General features: G+C 61.2%; 15 protein-coding genes and 1 riboswitch. Of the genes, 11 read left to right on the top strand and 4 right to left on the bottom strand.

Features of this window, described 5'->3' with window-relative positions; genetic code table 11:
* Positions 1 to 67: 67 nt before the first annotated feature.
* The 11 genes from mobB to AC6IZO_RS09145 all read left to right on the top strand — a co-directional run bounded on the left by mobB (position 68) and on the right by AC6IZO_RS09145 (position 14,301).
* Positions 68 to 1,069 carry a molybdopterin-guanine dinucleotide biosynthesis protein B gene (mobB, locus tag AC6IZO_RS09195; RefSeq protein WP_497804495.1) on the top strand — a complete coding sequence of 334 codons (1,002 nt, stop codon included), beginning with the start codon at positions 68 to 70 and terminating at the stop codon, positions 1,067 to 1,069.
* Between the two features lie 142 nt (positions 1,070 to 1,211).
* Positions 1,212 to 1,340, top strand: a riboswitch (FMN riboswitch).
* Positions 1,341 to 1,498: 158 nt separating this feature from the next.
* Positions 1,499 to 2,110 carry a 3,4-dihydroxy-2-butanone-4-phosphate synthase gene (ribB, locus tag AC6IZO_RS09190; RefSeq protein ID WP_497804494.1) on the top strand — a complete coding sequence of 204 codons (612 nt, stop codon included), beginning with the start codon at positions 1,499 to 1,501 and terminating at the stop codon, positions 2,108 to 2,110.
* A complete protein-coding gene (gene ribA, locus AC6IZO_RS09185; protein WP_497804493.1) occupies positions 2,107 to 2,724 on the top strand; it encodes a GTP cyclohydrolase II in 618 nt (205 codons plus the stop codon). Before ribB ends, ribA begins: the two co-directional genes overlap by 4 nt.
* A gap of 87 nt (positions 2,725 to 2,811) precedes the next feature.
* Positions 2,812 to 3,870: a riboflavin synthase gene (locus tag AC6IZO_RS09180; RefSeq protein WP_497804492.1), complete on the top strand. Its 1,059-nt coding sequence runs from the start codon at positions 2,812 to 2,814 to the stop codon at positions 3,868 to 3,870.
* A 518-nt stretch (positions 3,871 to 4,388) separates the two neighbouring features.
* Positions 4,389 to 6,602, top strand: a complete 2,214-nt coding sequence (locus AC6IZO_RS09175; RefSeq protein WP_497804491.1) for a sigma 54-interacting transcriptional regulator — start codon at positions 4,389 to 4,391, stop codon at positions 6,600 to 6,602.
* Positions 6,603 to 6,921: 319 nt separating this feature from the next.
* A complete protein-coding gene (locus AC6IZO_RS09170; protein WP_497804490.1) occupies positions 6,922 to 7,515 on the top strand; it encodes a hypothetical protein in 594 nt (197 codons plus the stop codon).
* A 52-nt stretch (positions 7,516 to 7,567) separates the two neighbouring features.
* Positions 7,568 to 10,342, top strand: a complete 2,775-nt coding sequence (locus AC6IZO_RS09165) for a molybdopterin dinucleotide binding domain-containing protein (protein ID WP_497804489.1) — start codon at positions 7,568 to 7,570, stop codon at positions 10,340 to 10,342.
* Between the two features lie 2 nt (positions 10,343 to 10,344).
* A complete protein-coding gene (locus AC6IZO_RS09160; RefSeq protein ID WP_497804488.1) occupies positions 10,345 to 10,962 on the top strand; it encodes a 4Fe-4S dicluster domain-containing protein in 618 nt (205 codons plus the stop codon).
* Between the two features lie 13 nt (positions 10,963 to 10,975).
* The gene (locus AC6IZO_RS09155; RefSeq protein WP_497804487.1) at positions 10,976 to 11,446 is read left to right on the top strand and encodes a hypothetical protein; all 471 of its coding nucleotides are present in this window, start codon (positions 10,976 to 10,978) and stop codon (positions 11,444 to 11,446) included.
* Positions 11,447 to 11,514: 68 nt separating this feature from the next.
* Positions 11,515 to 12,207, top strand: a complete 693-nt coding sequence (locus AC6IZO_RS09150; protein WP_497804486.1) for a TorD/DmsD family molecular chaperone — start codon at positions 11,515 to 11,517, stop codon at positions 12,205 to 12,207.
* Positions 12,208 to 12,735: 528 nt separating this feature from the next.
* Positions 12,736 to 14,301, top strand: a complete 1,566-nt coding sequence (locus tag AC6IZO_RS09145; RefSeq protein ID WP_497804485.1) for an alginate export family protein — start codon at positions 12,736 to 12,738, stop codon at positions 14,299 to 14,301.
* Positions 14,302 to 14,465: 164 nt separating this feature from the next.
* Here the strand turns inward: AC6IZO_RS09145 and AC6IZO_RS09140 are convergent, their stop codons facing one another.
* Genes AC6IZO_RS09140 through AC6IZO_RS09125 form a run of 4 tightly spaced genes read right to left on the bottom strand, consistent with a single transcriptional unit; the run spans position 14,466 to position 19,155 of the window.
* Entirely contained in the window at positions 14,466 to 15,638 is a 1,173-nt protein-coding gene (locus tag AC6IZO_RS09140) for an ABC transporter permease (protein WP_497804484.1), read from the bottom strand.
* 35 nt (positions 15,639 to 15,673) lie between these two features.
* Positions 15,674 to 16,426 carry an ABC transporter ATP-binding protein gene (locus AC6IZO_RS09135; protein WP_497804482.1) on the bottom strand — a complete coding sequence of 251 codons (753 nt, stop codon included), beginning with the start codon at positions 16,424 to 16,426 and terminating at the stop codon, positions 15,674 to 15,676.
* Positions 16,423 to 17,703 (bottom strand): efflux RND transporter periplasmic adaptor subunit, encoded by a 1,281-nt coding sequence (locus tag AC6IZO_RS09130; RefSeq protein WP_497804481.1) that lies wholly within the window; start codon positions 17,701 to 17,703, stop codon positions 16,423 to 16,425. Before AC6IZO_RS09130 ends, AC6IZO_RS09135 begins: the two co-directional genes overlap by 4 nt.
* Before the next feature lie 18 nt (positions 17,704 to 17,721).
* The gene (locus tag AC6IZO_RS09125; RefSeq protein WP_497804480.1) at positions 17,722 to 19,155 is read right to left on the bottom strand and encodes an efflux transporter outer membrane subunit; all 1,434 of its coding nucleotides are present in this window, start codon (positions 19,153 to 19,155) and stop codon (positions 17,722 to 17,724) included.
* Positions 19,156 to 19,384: the final 229 nt, after the last annotated feature.

Below are 19,384 nucleotides of genomic sequence, written 5' to 3'. Positions count from 1 at the left end.
AGCATAGGCGACCGGCCCTGATGGTTCGTGCGCGACGCAGGATCCCCGGCTCGAAGGAAGGAACGCAATGAGAGACTACGGCACGCCGGTGCTCGCACTGTGCGGCTTCTCCGGATCGGGCAAAACCACGCTGCTGGAGGCCGTGCTTCCGAAACTCGTCGAGCGCGGGCTGGCGGTTGCCGTGGTCAAGCATGACGAGCATGGCTTCCAGGTCGATCATCCGGGGAAGGACTCCGACCGCTTCTTCCGCTGCGGTGCGACTGTTGCGCTCAGTGGCCCCGAGGAACAGTTCCTGCGCCGTCACGGCGCCAGCGCGCTGGATCTGAATACAACTCTGCTGCAGCTGGCTGCCGACCATGACCTCATCCTCGTGGAGGGGCACAAGTACACGCCTCTGCCAAAGCTGTGGGTGCAGAGCGCGGACCGCGCACCGATTCCGGAGAGCGTCACCGAAGTGATTGCGTCGCTCGAGTGGGACAGCGACCGTCCGGCGGCGATGCTCAATTTCCTGCAAGAGTGGCTTCCTCGTCAGTGGAGCACGCGAAGTCTCCACTGCGGGGTTCTCCTCGGTGCATCTCGCATTGAAGCTGAAGCGCATCCGCAGAGTTCGCAGCCGGCTGGCGCGGCCGTGGCGGAGGCCTTCGTGGAACTCCGCCACGGCGGGCTGCCCGTTGGAGAGATTGCGTTGCTGGGTGGAGACGTCCCGGCGTATCCAACCATGTCGTTCGCGCAGCTTCCCCCGGTGCCGGATGCTTCGGGAGAGATGGCGGCACTGCTGGCTGCGCACCGCTGGGCGCCGCGCTCAGCGTGGATGATTGTTTCCAGCACATGGTTGCCATGCAATCTTGCCGAGGTGCAGAGCCTGATCGCGATGCGGCGGCCTAGCTGCTGGGCCATCGTGTCGCATGCGGTATGCGACGGCGGTTGGCCTGCTCTTGCGATTTACGAACCGCAGGCGATGCACTACCTGGAGCGGTTGCTGCTGGCCGACCACCTGCATCCTGCCTTGCCGGGCGACCTGCTGCGGCACCCGCGGACCGTGACGCTGCATCGCGAACAGGCGCGTTGATTTGTGCGTGCCTCCGTTCGGAGGTGACTGCGCGTGTCCTTCAAGTTGGAAGAATCACCTGATTTTTGGACAGTCTCTTTGGTGCCAAATTTTTGTAGTTGCCAATTTCCGGCGCGTGTATAGTAAGAACTGCAAGACTGAATTTCGTCTTCAGGGCGGGGTGTAATTCCCCACCGGCGGTATAGCCCGCGAGCGCCTGCCAACGGCAGGGTCAGCAGATCTGGTGAAATTCCAGGGCCGACGGTTAAAGTCCGGATGGAAGAAGACGCGACCACGCCATACGTGTAGGTACGTGTGTGCAGGGTTACATCTGCAATGCCCTGAAACGATCTTTCGTTGAATTCATAAACGAGGAGCGTTTCACAAATGTCCTGCCTTACCAGCACCACATCATCCCTGGAATTTTCTACCCTTCCTTTTGAAGTCCGTTTGCAGCGTGCCATTGCCGACATGCGTCGCGGACACCCGGTTCTTCTTGTCGATAACTTTGACCGCGAAAACGAGGCGGACCTAATCGTGGCCGCCGAGCGCCTGACGGTTCCGGCCATGGCCACCATGATCCGCGAGTGCAGCGGCATCGTTTGCCTGTGCCTGACGGGCGAGACCTGCGACCAGCTTGGTCTGCCGATGATGGTGGAGGAGAACGGAAGCCGCTACGGCACCGCCTTCACCGTCACCATTGAAGCGCGCAACGGCGTTACCACCGGCGTTTCGGCGGCCGACCGCGTGACCACCATCCGTGCGGCCATTGCTCCCAATGCCACGCCGGACGATCTGGCCCGCCCCGGCCATGTCTTTCCGCTGCGCGTGGCGGATGGCGGCGTTCTGGCACGCCAGGGACACACGGAAGGCTCGGTGGAAATGGCGCGACTGGCCGGACTGAAGCCGGCGGCCGTGCTCTGCGAGCTGACCAACCCCGACGGAACCATGACCAAGGGCGATCAGATTGTGCGCTTTGCCGAAGACAATGACATGGTCATCCTGAGCATTGACGAGCTGGTGGCGAATCGCCGCCGGTTGTCGGCAAAGGAGCAGGCATGAACTGCCGGGAGTACGGCCAGAGCCTGCGGCCGATTGCGGATGTAAAGATGCCCACCAAGTGGGGCGAGTTCCGCGCACTCGGCTTTGAACACATCAACCACGGCAAGAAGGAGAGCGCCGTCGCACTGGTGATGGGCGACCTCAGCGAGGGTGTGCCGCTGGTGCGCATACACTCCGAGTGCCTGACCGGCGACGCCTTCGGCTCGCAGCGCTGCGACTGCGGCGAGCAGCTCCAGTTCGCAATGAAGACGATTGCCAAGGAAGGCTGCGGCGTCGTCATCTATGAACGTCAGGAAGGCCGTGGCATTGGCCTGATGGCGAAGCTGCAAGCCTACGAGCTGCAGGACCAGGGCCTCGACACCGTGGAGGCCAACGTACGCCTCGGCTTGGCCGTGGATGCGCGCGACTATCTGCTGCCGGTACGAATCCTTGAGTACTTCGGCATCGGGCGTGTTCGCCTGCTCACGAATAATCCGGGCAAGGTGATTGCGGTGAAGCAGGCTGGCATTGAGGTTGTGGAGCGCCTGCGTTGCGAAATCACGCCGAGCCGCCATACCATTCCGTACCTGACGACCAAGAAGTTGAAGCTGGGTCATTTGTTGACGACCGTCTAGACCGAATGCGCGGAAGGTGCAGCAAGCATTCCGGCCCGGTGGCCGGAGCGGCTGCATCAACGCCAGCATCGCTCGATAAGGAAAGCCATGTTTACCGGAATCATTGAAGAAACTGGAAAGATCACCGCCATTACGAATGGCGAAGGCATGCGCCGCATCCGGATTGAGGCGCCAACCATTGCGAAGGACCTGAACCTCGGCGACAGCGTCGCCGTCAGCGGCGTCTGCCTCACCGTGGTGGAACATGACGCCAAGGGTTTCTCCGCGGATCTCGCGGCAGAAACCTGGGTTCGCACCTCGTTTTCGCGCATCCAGCAGGGTGCGGTGGTGAACCTGGAACGTGCGCTGAGCGCCAATGCGCGGCTCGGCGGACACATGGTGCAGGGCCACGTTGACGCCACCGGAAAGTTTCTCGGCAGCGAGGACATTGCGGGCGCCGACGACAAGTGGCTGCACTTTGAAGTGCCGGCCGAACTCGATCCGCTGCTGGTCTACAAAGGCTCGGTGGCCATTGAGGGTGTGAGCCTGACGGTGGCAAAGCTGGAAGGCAACCGCCTGACCATCGCTGTCATTCCTCACACGCTGGAGGCGACAAACCTTTCAACCCTTAAGCCGGGCGATCCGGTGAACCTGGAGACGGATGTGCTGGCCCGCTACTTTGCCAAGTGGAACGAGCGCGGGGAGGCTGCTGCGGTTACGCCGAAGAAGTCTGCGGCCGCGCCGCGCTTCGGCATCGTGGTCAGCCGCTTCAACAAGCTCATTACCGACCGGCTGCTGAGCGAGGCGCTGGCTGCGTTGAAGGAGCACGAGGTCACCGACGACCGCATTGAGGTCTTCCATGTGCCGGGCGCATATGAGATTCCACTGATAGCGAACAAGCTCGCCAAGTCCGGGCGCTTCGACGCCGTACTTTGCCTCGGCTGCGTCATCCGCGGCGAGACTTTCCACTTCGAGCTGATCTCGCAGGAGGTGGCTCGCGGCGTCAGCCAGTCGGCGATGGAAACAGGAATTCCGCATGCCTTCGGCGTCATCACCTGCGATACGCAGGACCAGGCGCTGGCGCGCGTGGGGCTGAAGGGCGGCAACATTGGCGCAGAAGCTGCCGAAGTTGCGCTCACCATGGTGAAGGTCAGCCAGTCTATCTAACGGTTGCAACAAAAAACGCCTTCTGTCGTGCGCGCCCCCACGCCGCGGCAGAGGGCGTTTTGTTTTTGTCCTCAATCCGTTCTCTCATTCCGCTGCAACTCTGTCGACAGGCCCCCGAATCGCATCTTCCTGCTGTCGACAGGACTCATCTTGGTGGACGAATCCCGCGCGCAAAAATCCCCAGCTTGTTTCTTCTCGAAGACAGTCGCGCTGTCGACAAGAATCGGTATGCGAGGAGGTGTTTCTCCATGACGACGGGCCGACATGTCGACAAAAATCCGTCTGATTTTGTCGACTGTGTCGACAAAATTCGCCAATACTTTCGTGCTTAGCGATCTAAGTTATTGAAACTACATATCGAGAATAAATGGTTGAACAGTTGCATTCGTCGACGTTGTAATCATGGTTGTTCCTGCACGTGAAAGGCTGTCATTTATATGGAACTGGCGACGGTTGCAAGCTTGGACGAGGGCGGGGAGGAAATCATCCTGCCTTCAGCCGTTCACAAGAAAGAATGTATGTCGGGGCAATACCGGGCGCTGCTGGATGTTGCCCGGCTCATTGCCGCGCATCGTGATCTTCCCTCCCTGCTCGAAGCCCTGACGGTGTTGCTGCACAGTGTGGCGCCGTTCGACTACCTCTCCCTGATGATCTACGACCCGACCGACGATCTTTTCTGCGTCATCTATCCGGGCCTGCCCTCGCGCTCCATTCCGCGCTCCTGCGGATTCGGATTCGAGGACGGGCCTGGCGGCTGGGTGTGGGAACATCAGCGCCCCATCGTTTGCGACATCGACGAGATTGAGAAAAACTACCCAAAGATTGCACAGCGCCGACGCGAACAGAATATTGTCTCCTCCTGCGTGGTGCCGTTGACCACCGCCGTCCGCAAGGTCGGCGTGCTGGAGTTCCTCAGCACCCACAGCGATGTCTACCGTGAAGAAGACGTGGAGTTCATGGAGCAGGTGGGATCGCAGGTGGCCGTGGCGGTGGATAACGCGCTGCACCACGAGAGCGCCCGTCTGACCCAGGAGCGCATCTCCACGCTGCTCGACGTGAGCAACGCGGTTGTCTCGTCACTCGATCTGCAGGAATTGCTGACGGCGGTTTCCAAGACGATTGAGCATGTGCTCGGTGCTGGATATTGCAGTCTGGTGCTGCATGACCCAAAGGCGAACGTGCTGCGCTGCATGGCGGTCTACTCGGTGAACAGCAAATCCAAGCTGGCGCCGGGGCGCATCATTCCCGTGGAGGACTCGCCGATGGCGCAGGCCTTCAAGCTGCGCCGCCCCATCAACCTCTGCGAGAAGGAACTGCATGGCGCCATCAACCTGAGCCCGCACGCGGCGCAGGCGGTCAAGGATGGTATACGTTGCGTCTGCCTGGTGCCGTTGACTGCGCGCGGCCGCGTGCTCGGCGTGCTCAGCATCGGGCACTTCGGCAAGGAATATTTCGACGATGCCGAAGTGCAGTTGCTGGTGGAGATTGCCAACCAGATTTCGGTTTCTGTCGACAACGCGCGCGCCTATGTCGAAATCTCAAAACTGAAGGACACGCTGTGCAGCGAGAAGTTGTACCTCGAAGAGGAAATCCGCACGGCATACAACTTCAAGGAGATGATCGGCGAGAGCGCCGCGCTCAAGCGCGTGCACGAGCAGATTGCGATGGTGGCGGCCAGCGATGCCACGGTGCTCATCCTGGGTGAGACCGGCACAGGCAAGGAACTGGTGGCGCGCGCCATCCATGACCTGAGCCAGCGCAAGTCCCGCACGCTGGTGAAGCTGAACTGCGCGGCCGTGCCCAGCGGCCTACTTGAAAGCGACCTGTTCGGACACGAGAAGGGCGCGTTCACCGGAGCCATCGCGCAGAAGATTGGCCGCTTTGAGATGGCCAACAACGGCACGCTCTTCCTCGACGAAATCGGCGACCTGCCGCTGGAACTTCAACCGAAACTGCTGCGTGCCATTCAGGAAGGCGAGATCGAGCGGCTGGGGTGCTCGCGCTCGTTCAAGGTGAATGTGCGGCTGATTGCCGCAACGCACCGCGACCTGGATGAGATGATTGCGCACGGTGAATTCCGTCGTGATCTTTTCTATCGCCTCAACGTCTTTCCCATCGTGCTGCCGCCGCTGCGCGAGCGCGCGGAGGACATCCCGCTTCTGGTGCGGTACTTCACCGCGAAGTACGCCAAGCAACTCAGCAAGAACATCGAAAGCATTCCGTCGGAGACGATGGAGATGCTGAAGAGCATGCCGTGGCCTGGCAACATCCGCGAGTTGGAGAACCTGATCGAGCGCGGCGTCATTGTGACCCAGGGGCCGGTACTCCACGTTCCGCTGCCGGACTCGCGCCCGGTGGAGAATACGCTGCTGTACTCGTCGCGCTTCCGCAAGCCGACGGTGGTGGCCGAGTTGCCAAGTAGGGAAGATCATGGCGAGCGCGATGCGATTCTGGAGGCGCTGCGCGAATGCAAGTGGCGCATCTCGGGGCCGAATGGCGCGGCGGACAAGCTGGGCATGAGCCGCAGCGAGTTCCTCTCGGCCACGCAACGCCTGCGTATTTCGCTTTATCCGCAGGGTGTGGGTGAGCAGGAGCGCGATTTGATCGTGCGGACACTGCGCGAGTGCAACGGCCAGATTGCTGGCAAGCGCGGCGCGGCCGCACGGCTGGGCCTGAACCGTACCACGCTGTATTCACGGATGCAGCGGCTGGGAATTCCCAAGAACTTCTAATTGGTATTTATCGAAGTCATTCCTTATTAATGAAGAGCCGGGCATCACGCCCGGCTCTTCTATTTTGCGGCGTGACACCACCGGCACGCCCCTTTTGTCGTCGCTCTTCGTCTGTGAGTGTTGTCAACACATGACGACAAACCCGGCAGCGACACTGTTCTTCCTCCTCCTCGTGGCTCTGCAAAACCCGCGCAAAACCAGTGTTTTCGCGGTTTCGCGGATTGGTACGCCAGTTGCAATTCCCCTACCGGAATCACAAGTTCATAGCGGCCGTCGCGGGGGCAAAGACTTCCGTTACCGCCAAGGATTTCGGTGAGTCATGGATTCATTCATTGAACAGCAGCAGGAAATGCCAGAGCCGCAGCCATTGGAAGCAGGAATGGCCCGGCTGGACGAATTGTTTGTGTCGGCATCGGCACTGCGCCACGTGCTGCGCACGGCATTGGAAGTCTGCCGCGAACCCAAGCCGGGCGCGGAAGTCGACCAGGCCATGAAGGAACTGCTCGATCAGCAGGTCTCCGTCTTTGCTCCAGTCACGCTTCGCGGGTGGCTGGTGAATGCCGGTGGATTGAGCTCGACCCGGCAGCAGCCGGAAGGTGAGGGCGAGGCGATTGAGATCTGCCAGACGACCGAGGTGGGCATCCAGTATCTGGACGAAGCCGATCCGGCCAGCGATGTGCGCAGACTTCTCGATTCCGACCCGGAATACCGTTCTCTTTACCTATTCATTCTCGATTTCTGCCGTACCCCGAAAGACAAGCAGGAAATAGAAGACGCGGTGTATGCGCAGAACCTTCTTCCGAAGGGAAAGTCTCCGTACCCGACGGCGTTCCTCGGTGTGCTGGAGGAAGCCGGTGGTGTTCGCTGGGCGGAGAAGTGGTTGACGACGGAAGCAGGCAGGCAGGTGTTGTAAGGCGCTGGGAGGCCACCGTCCCAGAGGTTTCATTTTTCAAGGAGTCATTCACATGAACGATCTCAAACTCACGCGGCGAAACTTCCTGACCCTGACTGCGGTCAGTGGTGCAGCCGCTGCGTTGCACTCCGACGCCGGGGCGCTGACGGCCGCACTATCGCCGCAGCATCCCGCTACGACGGGGCACATCGAAAAGGTCCGTTCCACTTGTCGCGGTTGCGGCAAGATGGAATGCGGCGTCTGGGTCACGGTCAAGGACGGTCGCGCCATCAAAATTGAAGGCGACGAAAGCTGTCCGACCAGCCGCGGCAACTGCTGCACCAAGAGCATGTCGTCGCTGCAGGCCTGCTATCACCCCGAGCGTCTGAAGTACCCGATGAAGCGCACCCATCCCAAGGGACACGATGCCGGCTGGGTTCGCATCTCCTGGAACGAAGCGCTTTCGACCTCCGCGAAGAAGTTCATGGAGATCAAGCACAAGTACGGTGGCGAGAGCATCTTCGGCATGTGCGGCACCAGCCGCATCTGGTCGATGGCTCCCTACGCGTCGTTCAAGCAGTTGGTGCAGACGCCGAACGCCGTCGTCGCCTATCAGATCTGCAAGGGCCCCCGTCACTGGGGAACCCAGATGACCGACTTGTACGCCTCCGCCTGGATGGCCACGGTCGATCGTCCGAAGGTCTATGTGCAGTGGGGCGCCGCGCCGGAAATCTCCAACTACGATGACTCGGGCCGCGTGACGGTTGACGCCATGATGGAAGCCGAGCACCACATTGTGGTGAACCCGCGCCTGCAGAACACGGGCACGCACGCCGACATCTGGCTGCCGCTTCGTCCCGGCACCGACGCCGCCCTGGCGCTGGCCTGGATGGACGTGCTGATCAAGAACAAGCTGTTTGACGATGCCTTCGTCCGTCGCTGGACGAACGGCCCGTTCCTCTATGTGCAGGAGCTGGAGCCGAGCGGTTTTGACTTCCCGGGCCGTGGCGAAATCGTCAAGATCAAGACCCGCCTGCTGAAGGAAAGCGACATCAAGCAGGGCGGCGACCCCAAGAAGTTCATGGTGTGGGACGAGCTGTCGAAGTCGCTGAAGTACTTCGACGCCGAGACCGGCTACTGGCAGGGCGATCACAAGCGTCCGCTGGCGAAGGGCACGCCGTACAAGCACGGCGGCACGCTGCTGCCGATCTCGAAGTTCGATCCGATGATGAAGCCGGCGATCTTCGGTCACTACATGGTAAAGCTGAAGGACGGCCGCACGGTGAAGGCTGTGCCGGTCTTCCAGAAGCTGGCCAATCGCGCCGACGCCTATGCTCCGGAAAAGTCCGCGAAGATCACGGGCGTTCCGGCAGACAAGGTCATCAAGGCCGCCAAGACCTGGGCAGGCAAGCCGCTGCAGGGTGGCATTCTTTACGAGCTGGGCATCGAGCAGTCTGGCAACGCGATTGAGAACGTGCGCGCCCTGGCTTGCCTGGTGGGCATCTCCGGCAACTTTGATACGCCGGCCGGCAACCGTGGACCGACCTTCTCCAAGGTCAACCCGCTGGCGGGCGAATTCGCCTTTGGTGCGCCTCCAGTGCCGATGTCGCAGTACGAGAAGATCCTTGGCGGCGAGCGCTTCCCGCTGTTGAAGTGGTGGGGCAAGTGGGCGGATGCCAACTCCGTGTGGGACACTGTCGCCACCGGCAAGCCGTATCCGGTCAAGGCCTGCTTCCACGAGTCGGGCAGCTTCTTCAACCAGACGAACGCGAAGTTCGCGGGCGAATGCATGAAGAAGCTCGAGTTCCAGCTCTCGCTGGAGCTGTGGCACACGGTTACCTCTGAATCCGCTGACATCGTGGTTCCGGTCCGTCACTGGCTGGAAATCGATTGCCCGCGTGTTTCGCAGGGTTCCAGCGGCGGTATCGGCGCCACCTGCGCCGCCGTCAAGCCGCTGGCTGAGTGCAAGCACGACGCCGAAGTCGTACAGGAACTGTTCCATCACGCCGGTGTGCCGTGGAGCACGGACAAGAACAACCCGTGGCCCGGTCTGGAAGGCGAGCTGGATATCTGCGTCAAGGGTTCCGGCATGACGTGGAAGCAGTATCGCGCCCACTTCCAGGAGCACGGCTGGTGGGATGCCAAGAAGGTGGAGCCTGAAGCTTGGGGCACCTTCCGCCGCTACGAGAACGGACAGCTTCGCCCCGGCAAGCTGTGGTTCATGTACGGTGACGGCAAGCCTGGCTTCGCCACGCCGACCATGAAGATGGAACTGTGGTCGACGCTGATTGAGACCAAGCACCCGAATCAGGACCTGGCGCTGCCCAAGCACCTTGAGCCGTACGAGAGCCCGGTCGCCGATCCGAAGCTGAACCAGAAGTACCCGCTGACGATGATCACCGGCCGCCGTATTCCGGTGTACTTCCACTCCGAGCACCGTCAGCTGCCGTGGTGCCGCGAATTGTGGCCGGTCCCGAAGGTGGAAATCCATCCGGAGACCGCCGCGAAGATCGGCGTCAAGCAGGGTGACTGGGTGTGGGTTGAGAATGATCGCGGTCGCGTCCGCCAGACCGTCGACATCTACGCCGGCATTCCGGTCAATGTCATCAACGCGGAGCACGCGTGGTGGTATCCGGAAAAGCCGGGTCCAGACCATGGCTTCCATGACTCGAATATCAACATCCTGGTCAACCGCTATGCGCAGTGCGTCATCTGTGGCTCATCCACGCTGCGCGGTTACCCGGTCAAGGTTTACAAGGCGAAGGAAGGCGCGCCGGAAGGCATCATCAAGTCGCACAACGACAAGCGCCTGAAGCAGTGGCTGCCCGTGTACGAAGGGAGGAGCTAACAATGCAACTTGGAATCGTTACCGACCTCACGAGGTGCGTGGGCTGTCTGGCTTGTTCGGTGGCATGCAAGATGGAGAATGGCGTTGCCGTCGGCAATTACTACAACAAGGTGCTGCGCATTGGACCGAACCCCCGCTATGCGGGCGCGAAGTTCCCCGACGTGGAAATGTACTTCCTTCCGCTCGGTTGCCAGCACTGCAAGAACCCGTCGTGCGTGAAGGTCTGCCCGACCGGAGCTTCGCAGAAGAAGGCCGACGGCACGGTGCAGATCGACAAGTCGAAGTGCATCGGCTGCAAGCTGTGCGTCAAGGCGTGTCCGTACGGTGTCCGCTACCTGAACCCGGAAACGAACGTGGTGGAGAAGTGCACCATGTGCGAACAGCTGGTTCAGCAGGGCAAGGTGCCGATGTGCGTCTCCGATTGTACGGGCCGCGCCCGCTTCTTCGGTGACCTCGACGATCCGAACAGCCTGCCGAACAAGAAGCTGCGTGAAGCTGGCGCCGCCTCGGTTCATCAGCTGCCGGATACGGGTACGCATCCGTCCTATAAGTACATCCTGAAGCGGGCCACCTGGCGCGGAGGCGTCAAGGCCGACTTCGAACCGCAGTTGAAGTCCTAGAAGGGAACGAGCGATGGAAACCCAATTTCCTTGGGATGTTCTCTTCGCTGTACTGATCTGCCTCGCCGCGGTGTTGTTTGCCGCGGCGGGTGCAGTGACCTTGCTGAACAAGCTGGGCCGCTGGCAGTTCCGCATTTCTGCGGCCGCGCTGGTGTCCATGCTCGTCGGCTTGGCCTGCGGTGCCATTTACCTCGGGCACCCGGAAAGAATCTTCGGCGCCTTCGCCAACACGAACTCCGTGCTCTCGCGCGAGCTCATTGCGGTGCTGGTGCTGCCGATTCTGATGGCGGTGTTCGTTTACAAGCAGTGGCGCACAGCGGGTGCGCCGAAAGTTCTTTCCGCGTTGGCAATTGTCGCCGCAATTGCGGCACTGGTCCTGACCGTGCAGTTGATCAAATTCTGGACCGCCGACGGAACTGATGAAAGTTACCTGTTGCAGCCGGCAGTAAGCTCCTGTTCGCTCCTAGAGTCTCTGCTTACGTAGTGCAACGGTCGTGCGCCGGCATTCGGAGTGCCGGCGCGCATTTTCATAATCATGCAGGAGTCATACTTATGAGCCCGACCGCTGAATCCGTGACCTTTTCCGAGCTGCTTGCCAGCCGTGCTTCCACCTACGAACTGTTAGGCCGCCTCTTCCGGCAGGAAGTTGACGCGCCGTTGCTCGACGACCTGAAGAAGCTCGACTGCAACGTCGCTGTCGACAACGCCGACATCGACGAGGGCTATGCCCTGTGGCGCAGCTTCCAGCAGAACCTGACGGACCAGACCCTGGTGGATCTCGCCGTCGATTACGTGAAGACCTTCATTGGCACCGGCAAGACCAGCAGTGGCGCGGCCTATCCCTATGAGTCGGTTTACACCAGCCCCATGCGCCTGCTGATGCAGGAAGCCCGCGACCAGGTGCTGGAACTGTACGCCGCCGAGGGCATCGGCAAGGCGCCGAACTTTGTCGACCCCGAGGACCACATCGCCCTTGAGCTGTCCTTCATGGTCTTCCTCAACAAGCGCTGCCATGAGCTGTTCACCGCCGACAAGCCGATGGAAGCCCTCGAATATCTGAAGAAGCAGCAGAGCTTCCTCACCGACCATCTGAACCGCTGGGCTCCGACATTCTGCAATGACATTCCGCGCTTCTCGCAAAGCAACCTGTATCTCGGACTGGCGAAGATCACCAAGGGCTTCCTTGAGGTCGATGCCGCCGCGCTTGCCGAGCTGATCGAAGAAGTGCAGCGCCCCGCCGCGTAACAGGCGGTGTGTCGACACTCCGGCGGGCCGCCTGCCGGAGCTGACAACCTGATGCCGGTGCGGGAAGTTCCAAGCTGCACCGGTTTCATAGCCATAACCACGACGATTCCGATTCACTCTCCAGCCGCACGCTCCTGTGCGGCTCTTTTCTTCTTCGTTCCGCAATCAACAGCAGCACCGTCAGCGTATGCATCCGGCACCTTCAGGGCAGGCTGTCGTCGTTGGTGTTTTGCGCGTCGGCAAAGTGCCGACATGGACACCTGCTGTGTCACGAACGGAAAACAGATGCGCCGCACTTTCAACAACATAGACGGGCGCAAATGCCGTGACGCGTGGCACGGCGAATGCCTCAGCAAGTGTGCGGCTCCACGATGTCGATTCTGTGGGCAGGCTGAATAGATCTCCCGCCTTGCTCAAGAAGGGGCGCCGCCACTTCATTGCAGTTGTAAGGTCACGATACTCATGATGAATCAATACGAGATTTGCACGTTCACTCCGCGGTCCAGCCGTTCCGGCCGGGCATGGAGATTGGCTCTGTGCCTGTTCACCGTAGCGGCCATCCTGCTTGCCGGAGGAGCGCTGGCGTTTGCTGAAGGACCGGATGTATCCACGGAGTCGTCTTCACGGACGACTGCGGTTGCACCCGATGCCCCCTCGGCGGCAAAGCCTGCGAAGACGGCCGATGCCCCCAGGCTCGGCATCAAGTTCGGCTTTGACGAGCGCATGCGCCAGGAGGACCTGAACAACAACTCCGACCACATCGGCTCGAAGGAAGACGACCTGCGCTACTACCGTTTCAAGACGCGCGTGTTCGCCAACTTCAACGTGGGCCGGAACCTGGATATCTATGTGCGCCTGGCAAACGAAGCCACGAAGAAGACCAAGGACCCGTCGCGTCCGAACGATATCGCTTCACCGTTCGCGATGAACGAAATCTTCTTCGACAATTTCTACATGGACTTCAAGAAGCTCCCGGTGGTGAACGGTCTCAGCCTCAAGGTCGGCCGTCAGGATATGTACCGCGGAGATGGCTTCCTGTTCTTTACCGGCGGCACCGGCGTGGCGTCGCGCTCCATCTACTTCAACGCCTTCGACCTGGCCTACACAAAGAAGAAGTACAAGCTCGAATTTATCGGCATCTTCAACCCCAAGTACGATGAGTTCCTGCCGGTTATCAACGCGGCGGAGGGCACGGCCGCCACGCACTACCACCGCGGCAAGCAGTTGACCGAGTGGGATGAAACCGCAGCGGGCCTCTACTTTACCGACCGCAATCACAAGAACACCGATTGGGACGCCTATTACTTCTTCAAGCGCGAGTACAACGACATGCGCGCGCACACCAACTACCTGTTCCAGCCGGATCGCCACTTCAACACCATCGGCGGCCGCATTGTGCAGCGTGTACCAAAGTCTCCGGGCCTGAAGCTGGTGACTGAGTGGGCCTATGAGTTCGGCACGCAGAACAGCATGACCACCGGCGTTGCCAACACGGATATCCGCGCCTGGGGCGGCATCGGCTATGCCAAGAAGACCTTCCAGGTGAAGACGCAGCCCTGGTTGCTGGTGGGCTTCCGCGCCTACTCCGGCCAGAAGGCCGGCGACAAGACCAGCACCAACTGGGACCCGCTTTTCTCGCGCTGGCCGGGTTGCCCGCAGTTTCCGGGCGATGACATCCCGTGCGTGAATGAAGGCTATCCATTCACGCAGGTCTACGAAGTGGGCGTGGCCTACAACACGAACCAGAAGGTTCTAGACGTGCAGGCCGGCTTCCAGCCCACCAAGAAGATCAAGGTGACCGGCTACTACGGCTACCTGGGCGCCATGAACCCGTTCACCATGAACCCCTACCACGTGTATGTAAACCTGATCGCAACGCCGACCTCGGTGAGCACCTACTTCTCCAACGGTACGCGCCGCGGACAGATGGTTTCGGCACGCTCGGAGTTCACCATCAGCAGCACCGAGAGCGCCTACCTCTATCTAGAGAAGGCGTACTTCGGCAACTTCTACGTGAACAAGAACAGCTCGTACTACTTCCGCGTGGAGTGGATGCACAAGTTCAACAAATTCCTGCCGTACAGCAAGAACTAAAGACAGTAAGACCTCCTGAAACAGTGGTGCAATACCTGGGTCCGGCTTCGGCCGGACCCTTGTTCTGTGGAAGCAAAGCCGCACGGACGCAATTGACGGCTGCGGTATCTGGCGACAAAGAAGGCCACCCGAGGGTGGCCTTTTGTTTTGCGGAGGAGGATGCGTTACTCGTGGCGCAGGGCTTCAATCGGGTCCAGCCGCGCGGCACGCTTGGCCGGAACATAACCAAAGACCACGCCGATGAGCGCTGAGATGCCGAAGGCGAGCAGGTTGATCGACGGGCTAAAGACATACGGCATGGAGAGCAGCTTGGTCAGCAGCAGAGACGCACAGGTGGCGAGGATGATGCCAATGGTCCCGCCAAATGCCGAGAGCGTCACCGCCTCCACGAGGAATTGGAGCAGCACCTCGCTTTCCAGGGCGCCAATGGCGAGCCGCGTGCCAATCTCGCGGGTGCGCTCGGTGATGGAGACCAGCATGATGTTCATGATGCCGATGCCGCCGACCAGCAGGCTGACGGCTGCCACCGCACCCAGCAGCGAGGTAAGCACCTTGGTCGCGCCGGACATGGCCGTGGCAATCTCGCGCGTGTCGAGCACGTCGAAGTTGTCCTCCTTGCCTGCGATGATGTGGCGGCGCTCACGCAGAAGCTGCACAAGGTCTTCCTTGACTTTGCTCGTGGAGCTGCCGTCACGCGCGGCGATCATGATGCCGGCAACGTCCTGCGAGCCGCTGAGTCGGCGCTGCACGGTGCGCAGCGGCATCACGATGACGTCGTCCTGATCGCGGCCCATGGAGGCCTGCCCCTTGGACTTCAGCAGCCCGATGACGTCGCAGGAGAAATCCTTGACGCGGATGCGGCTGCCGACCGGGTCGGCATTGTCAAACAGGTTCTTCCGCACGGTCTCGCCAATCACGCAGACAGACTTTCCTGCGCGCAGCTCCATCTCCTCGAATTGGCGGCCGCTGGCCAGCGTCCAGTTGCCGGCGACAAAGTAATCGTTGGTAGTTCCGGTGACGGAGGTTGACCAGTTCCTGGCGCTGGCAATGGTCATCACACTGCTGCTGACGGTGGGCGCAATGGCCTTGACGTTGGCGATCTGGTTGCGCACGGCCTCCACGTCCGCCAGCTTGAAGTTCGGCGCAGCGGTTGTGTCACGTGAAGCTCCGGGGCGCTGGCCGGGCATGGCGATGACCAGGTTGCTGCCGAGGCTTGAAATCTGGTCCGAGACCGACTGCGTGGCACCGTTGCCGAGCGTGACCATGGTGACCACGGCCGAGACACCGATGACGATGCCCAGCATGGTGAGGAACGTGCGCATCTTGTTGCGGCGCATTTCCTTCAAAGCGAGTAGTACGGCATTCCACAGCATCAGGCCACGCTCCCATTCTGCGTTTCGCGGTCCACCACGCCGTCGAGAAAGTGCACGGTGCGTCCGGCGTAAGCGGCCGCCGCGCCTTCGTGCGTCACCATCACCACGGTGATGCCGCGCTCGCGGTTGAGCCGGGTGATCAGCTCCATGATTTCGCGGCTGCGCTTGGAGTCGAGGTTGCCGGTGGGTTCGTCGGCAAGCAGCACGGCCGGGTTCGTGACCAGTGCGCGCGCAATGGAGACGCGCTGCTGCTGTCCGCCGGAAAGCTCCGCGGGCGTGTGCGTCTCCCAGCCTTCAAGGCCCACAAGCTTCAGCGCCTCGCGCGCGAGCTGACGGCGTACGTGTGCAGCCTCGTGACGGTAGAGCAACGGCAACTCCACGTTCTCCAGCGCCGAGGTGCGCGCCAGCAGGTTATAGCCTTGGAAGACGAAGCCGAGAAAGTTGCGGCGCAGCAGCGCGCGCTGGTCACGCGTCAACTGCTCCACATGCACGCCCTTGAAGAGGTACTCGCCGGAGGTAGGCGTGTCGAGGCAGCCGAGCGTGTTCATCATCGTCGATTTGCCCGAGCCGCTTGGCCCCATGATGGCAACGAACTCGCCGGGATAGATGCACAGGTCCACGCCGCGCAGGGCTTGGAATGCCGACTCGCCCTGCCCGTAAACCTTCGTGATGTTGCGCAGCTCAATGACCGGTTGCGGCGCACTGTTTGCGCCGCCCGTCATGTTGCCCGCCTGGGGTGACAGCGTACTCATTTCTGCTCCGCCGTGTTGGTAATGACGGCCATGCCTTCCTTGAGGCCGTCGCCGGTGACTTCCGTGAGCTGCCCATCGGTGGCGCCAACCACAACCGAGATGGCAACGGGCTGGCCGTCGCGCAGTGTCCACACCTTCTGCGTACTGCCTTTGGTGATGGTCTGCGTCTTGGTGGCATTCTCCCCCGGAGGGCCGGGGAAGATGCGGAAGCCGCTCTTCTTTGCGGTGGCTGTCTGCGGCGGCGTAAAGCGCAGCGCCGTGTTCGGAACCAGCAGCACGCCCTTGTGTGCCAGCGTGGCAATGGCCGCCGTGGCCGTCATGCCGGGGCGCAGGCTCAGGTCATCGTTCTTCACCTTCAGCACGGTGGAGTACGAGACCACGTTGTTCGACGTGGTCGAGCCGTAGGCAACGCGCGCTACCGTAGCGTTGTACTTGCGGTTTGGGTAGGCATCGACGGAGAACGTCGCCGTCAGTCCGTTGCTCACGCTGCCCACGTCGGCTTCGTCCACATAAACCTTCAGGTCCATCTGGCTGAGGTCTTCGGCGATGGTGAACAGCGTGGTGACTTCCATCTGCGCGGCCACCGTCTGGCCCTTCTGCACGTCGCGCGCCAGCACCACGCCGTTGATGGGCGAGCGTATGGATGACTTGTAGAGATTGATCTTTGCAGTGCTCAACTCAGCTTCGGCTTCCTTGACCGAAGCGCGGTAGTTCGCCACATCGGCCTGGTCCTTCGCCACGGTTGTCTCCGCCGAAGTCATCTCCGCCTTGGACGGCACCTTGCCGTTGGAGAGCCGCGAAACTTCCTTGTAGCGGTCCAGGTTTACCTGTGCGTCCTTCAGCGTGGCCTCGGCCTGTGCAAGCTTCGCCTTTGAAGATGCGAGCGTGGCTTCAGACTGCGTGATGGCGTCGTTCAATTTCGCGGGGTCGAGCCGCGCCAGTACCTGCCCCTTGGTGACATGGTCGTTCTCTTCCACCAGCACGTCTTCCACGGTGCCGCTCAATTCGCTGCCGACGTTCACCCTGTTGGTCGGCGCCAAATTGCCGGTGGCCGTGACGGTGACGTTCAAATCTCCGCGCGTGATGGGCGTGGAATCATAGCGCGGCATGGCCGCCGCCTCCTGCCTGCCGAAAAATGCGCGCGCGGCAAACAGGATGACCATCAGCGCGATCGCCGAGTAGATCCAGCGCGAATACCTGCGCCATCCTTTGCGTGCACTCGGCGGCGCAAGCAGCGCGTTGATGTCGTTCTCCGGTTGGTTGGCGTAGCTGCTCATAATTGCTCCCGTAATCTGCTATTGGCTCTGCGACCAGCCGCCGCCAAGCGCCTGGTAAAGCTCGATGACTGCCGTGGTGCGATCCGCCTGCGTGGTGGCCACGCTGTCTTCCAGCGTGAGCAGTGTGCGCTCGGTGGTCAGCACTGTTTGAAAATCGATGAGTCCGGCAGCGTAGCGATCGCGCGCCAGGGTGAAGGCGTTGCGCGCCGCGTCCGTGGCGGTGCCCAGCGACGCGAGCCGGTCGCGGCTCTTCACGTAGGCTGTCATCGCGTTCTCCACGTCTTTGAGCGCTGTGAGCACCGTCGATTCGTAGCTGATGACGGCCTGCTGCTGCACCTCGTTCTGCACGTCGATGTTGGCGCGGATTTTGCCCGAGTCGAACAGCGTCTGCGAGAGCGTGCCCGCCACGCTGGTGACCAGGTAGTTCACTGCGCCGTAGCCGGTGATGATCTCCGGCCCGAAGCTGCCGCTCAGGTTCAGGCTCGGGAAGCGTGCGGCTTCCTGCTGCTTCAGGCGGGCGGTCTCTGCCAGAATGCGGTATTCGGCGGCACGCACGTCGGGACGCTGACGCAGCGTCTCTGCTGGAATGCCCACGGCAAGCGCTTCCGGCGGAGAGGGAATCTTCGCCTCCGCAGAAAGTTCCTGGTTCAGCGTGCCAGGCGCCACGCCCAGCAGAAGTTCCAGCGCGTGCTGCTGTTGCGCAATGTTCGATTCGAGCGTCGGAATGGTTGCGCGTGTCTGGTCGCGCTCGGAGCGTGCCTGTTCTACATCGACTGCGCCCACCAGCCCGGCCTTCTCGCGCCACTCGGTCAGTTGCAGCGTCTCGGATTCACTGGCCTCGTTGCGCTTTGCGACCTCCAGCCGCGCCTGATATGCGCGCGACTGCACATAATCCAGCGCAACCTGTGCGGCCAGCGAGACCTGCGTGTTGTGCAGGTCGGCTTCGGTGGCGTGCAGGTCGGCCTCGGCGCCTCGGGCGGCGTTGCGCTTGGCTCCGTTCACGTCAGCGTCCCAGCTTACGGCGGCTTGCACGGACGTAGTGCCGGAGTTGCTTGAGGTCGAGCCGGAGCCAAGCGTCGTGTTGTTTCCGTAGCTTGGCGAAGCGGAAGCCGTAACGCTCGGGCCGCGGTTGGCTCCTGCCAGCCGACGTTGCGCCTGAGCCTCACGCAATTTGGACTGCGCCGTGCGCAGGTCGGGACTCGACTTCAAGCAACGCTCGATGAGGTCGCTGAGCGTTGAATCACCGAGCTTCTCCCACCAGCGCGTAAGGTCTTCCACTGTCTGCGTGTTGATGGCCTTGTCGGTGGCGGTCCACTGTTCGGGGAGTGCCACGGAAGGCTTGGCTGGTTGCTTGCTCGCGGCGGCGGCAGGGAGCGCCAGCCCGGCTAGAGCCAGGCCGAGCAGCAGCGTGCGCGCCGGGGGACGGAAGCAATCGCGGAATCTGGAATTCACAGGTATGAACATAGTGCCCATTCGTATTCGTTGCAGCGTTGTTCCTGCCTCTATGTTGACGGCTGCGGAAGGGAAGCGCCTATTAAGATTCGTAAAAGAGAATGTATTTGGCGGGTAGTGCGGGAAACCCTGTATTTATGCGGCTAAAACGAATATTGAATGTGAAGAAATGTGTAGCGCAGATGTTAAGAAAAGTGAAGTACGGAGATTGCGTCTGCGGGGACAAAAA

This window comes from Oryzophilus luti (genome assembly GCF_059726245.1).
The sequence above is the reverse complement of the archived record's forward strand: the minus strand, read 5'-3'. Positions and strand labels throughout refer to the sequence as shown.

Bases quoted from the DNA above. Each gene is read 5' to 3' on its own strand.
- mobB (WP_497804495.1), top strand. From the start codon at position 68: ATGAGAGACTACGGCACGCCGGTGCTCGCACTGTGCGGCTTCTCCGGA.
- ribA (WP_497804493.1), top strand. From the start codon at position 2,107: ATGAACTGCCGGGAGTACGGCCAGAGCCTGCGGCCGATTGCGGATGTA.
- AC6IZO_RS09180 (WP_497804492.1), top strand. From the start codon at position 2,812: ATGTTTACCGGAATCATTGAAGAAACTGGAAAGATCACCGCCATTACG.
- AC6IZO_RS09175 (WP_497804491.1), top strand. From the start codon at position 4,389: ATGTCGGGGCAATACCGGGCGCTGCTGGATGTTGCCCGGCTCATTGCC.
- AC6IZO_RS09170 (WP_497804490.1), top strand. From the start codon at position 6,922: ATGGATTCATTCATTGAACAGCAGCAGGAAATGCCAGAGCCGCAGCCA.
- AC6IZO_RS09165 (WP_497804489.1), top strand. From the start codon at position 7,568: ATGAACGATCTCAAACTCACGCGGCGAAACTTCCTGACCCTGACTGCG.
- AC6IZO_RS09160 (WP_497804488.1), top strand. From the start codon at position 10,345: ATGCAACTTGGAATCGTTACCGACCTCACGAGGTGCGTGGGCTGTCTG.
- AC6IZO_RS09155 (WP_497804487.1), top strand. From the start codon at position 10,976: ATGGAAACCCAATTTCCTTGGGATGTTCTCTTCGCTGTACTGATCTGC.
- AC6IZO_RS09150 (WP_497804486.1), top strand. From the start codon at position 11,515: ATGAGCCCGACCGCTGAATCCGTGACCTTTTCCGAGCTGCTTGCCAGC.
- AC6IZO_RS09140 (WP_497804484.1), bottom strand. From the start codon at position 15,638: ATGCGCCGCAACAAGATGCGCACGTTCCTCACCATGCTGGGCATCGTC.
- AC6IZO_RS09135 (WP_497804482.1), bottom strand. From the start codon at position 16,426: ATGAGTACGCTGTCACCCCAGGCGGGCAACATGACGGGCGGCGCAAAC.
- AC6IZO_RS09130 (WP_497804481.1), bottom strand. From the start codon at position 17,703: ATGAGCAGCTACGCCAACCAACCGGAGAACGACATCAACGCGCTGCTT.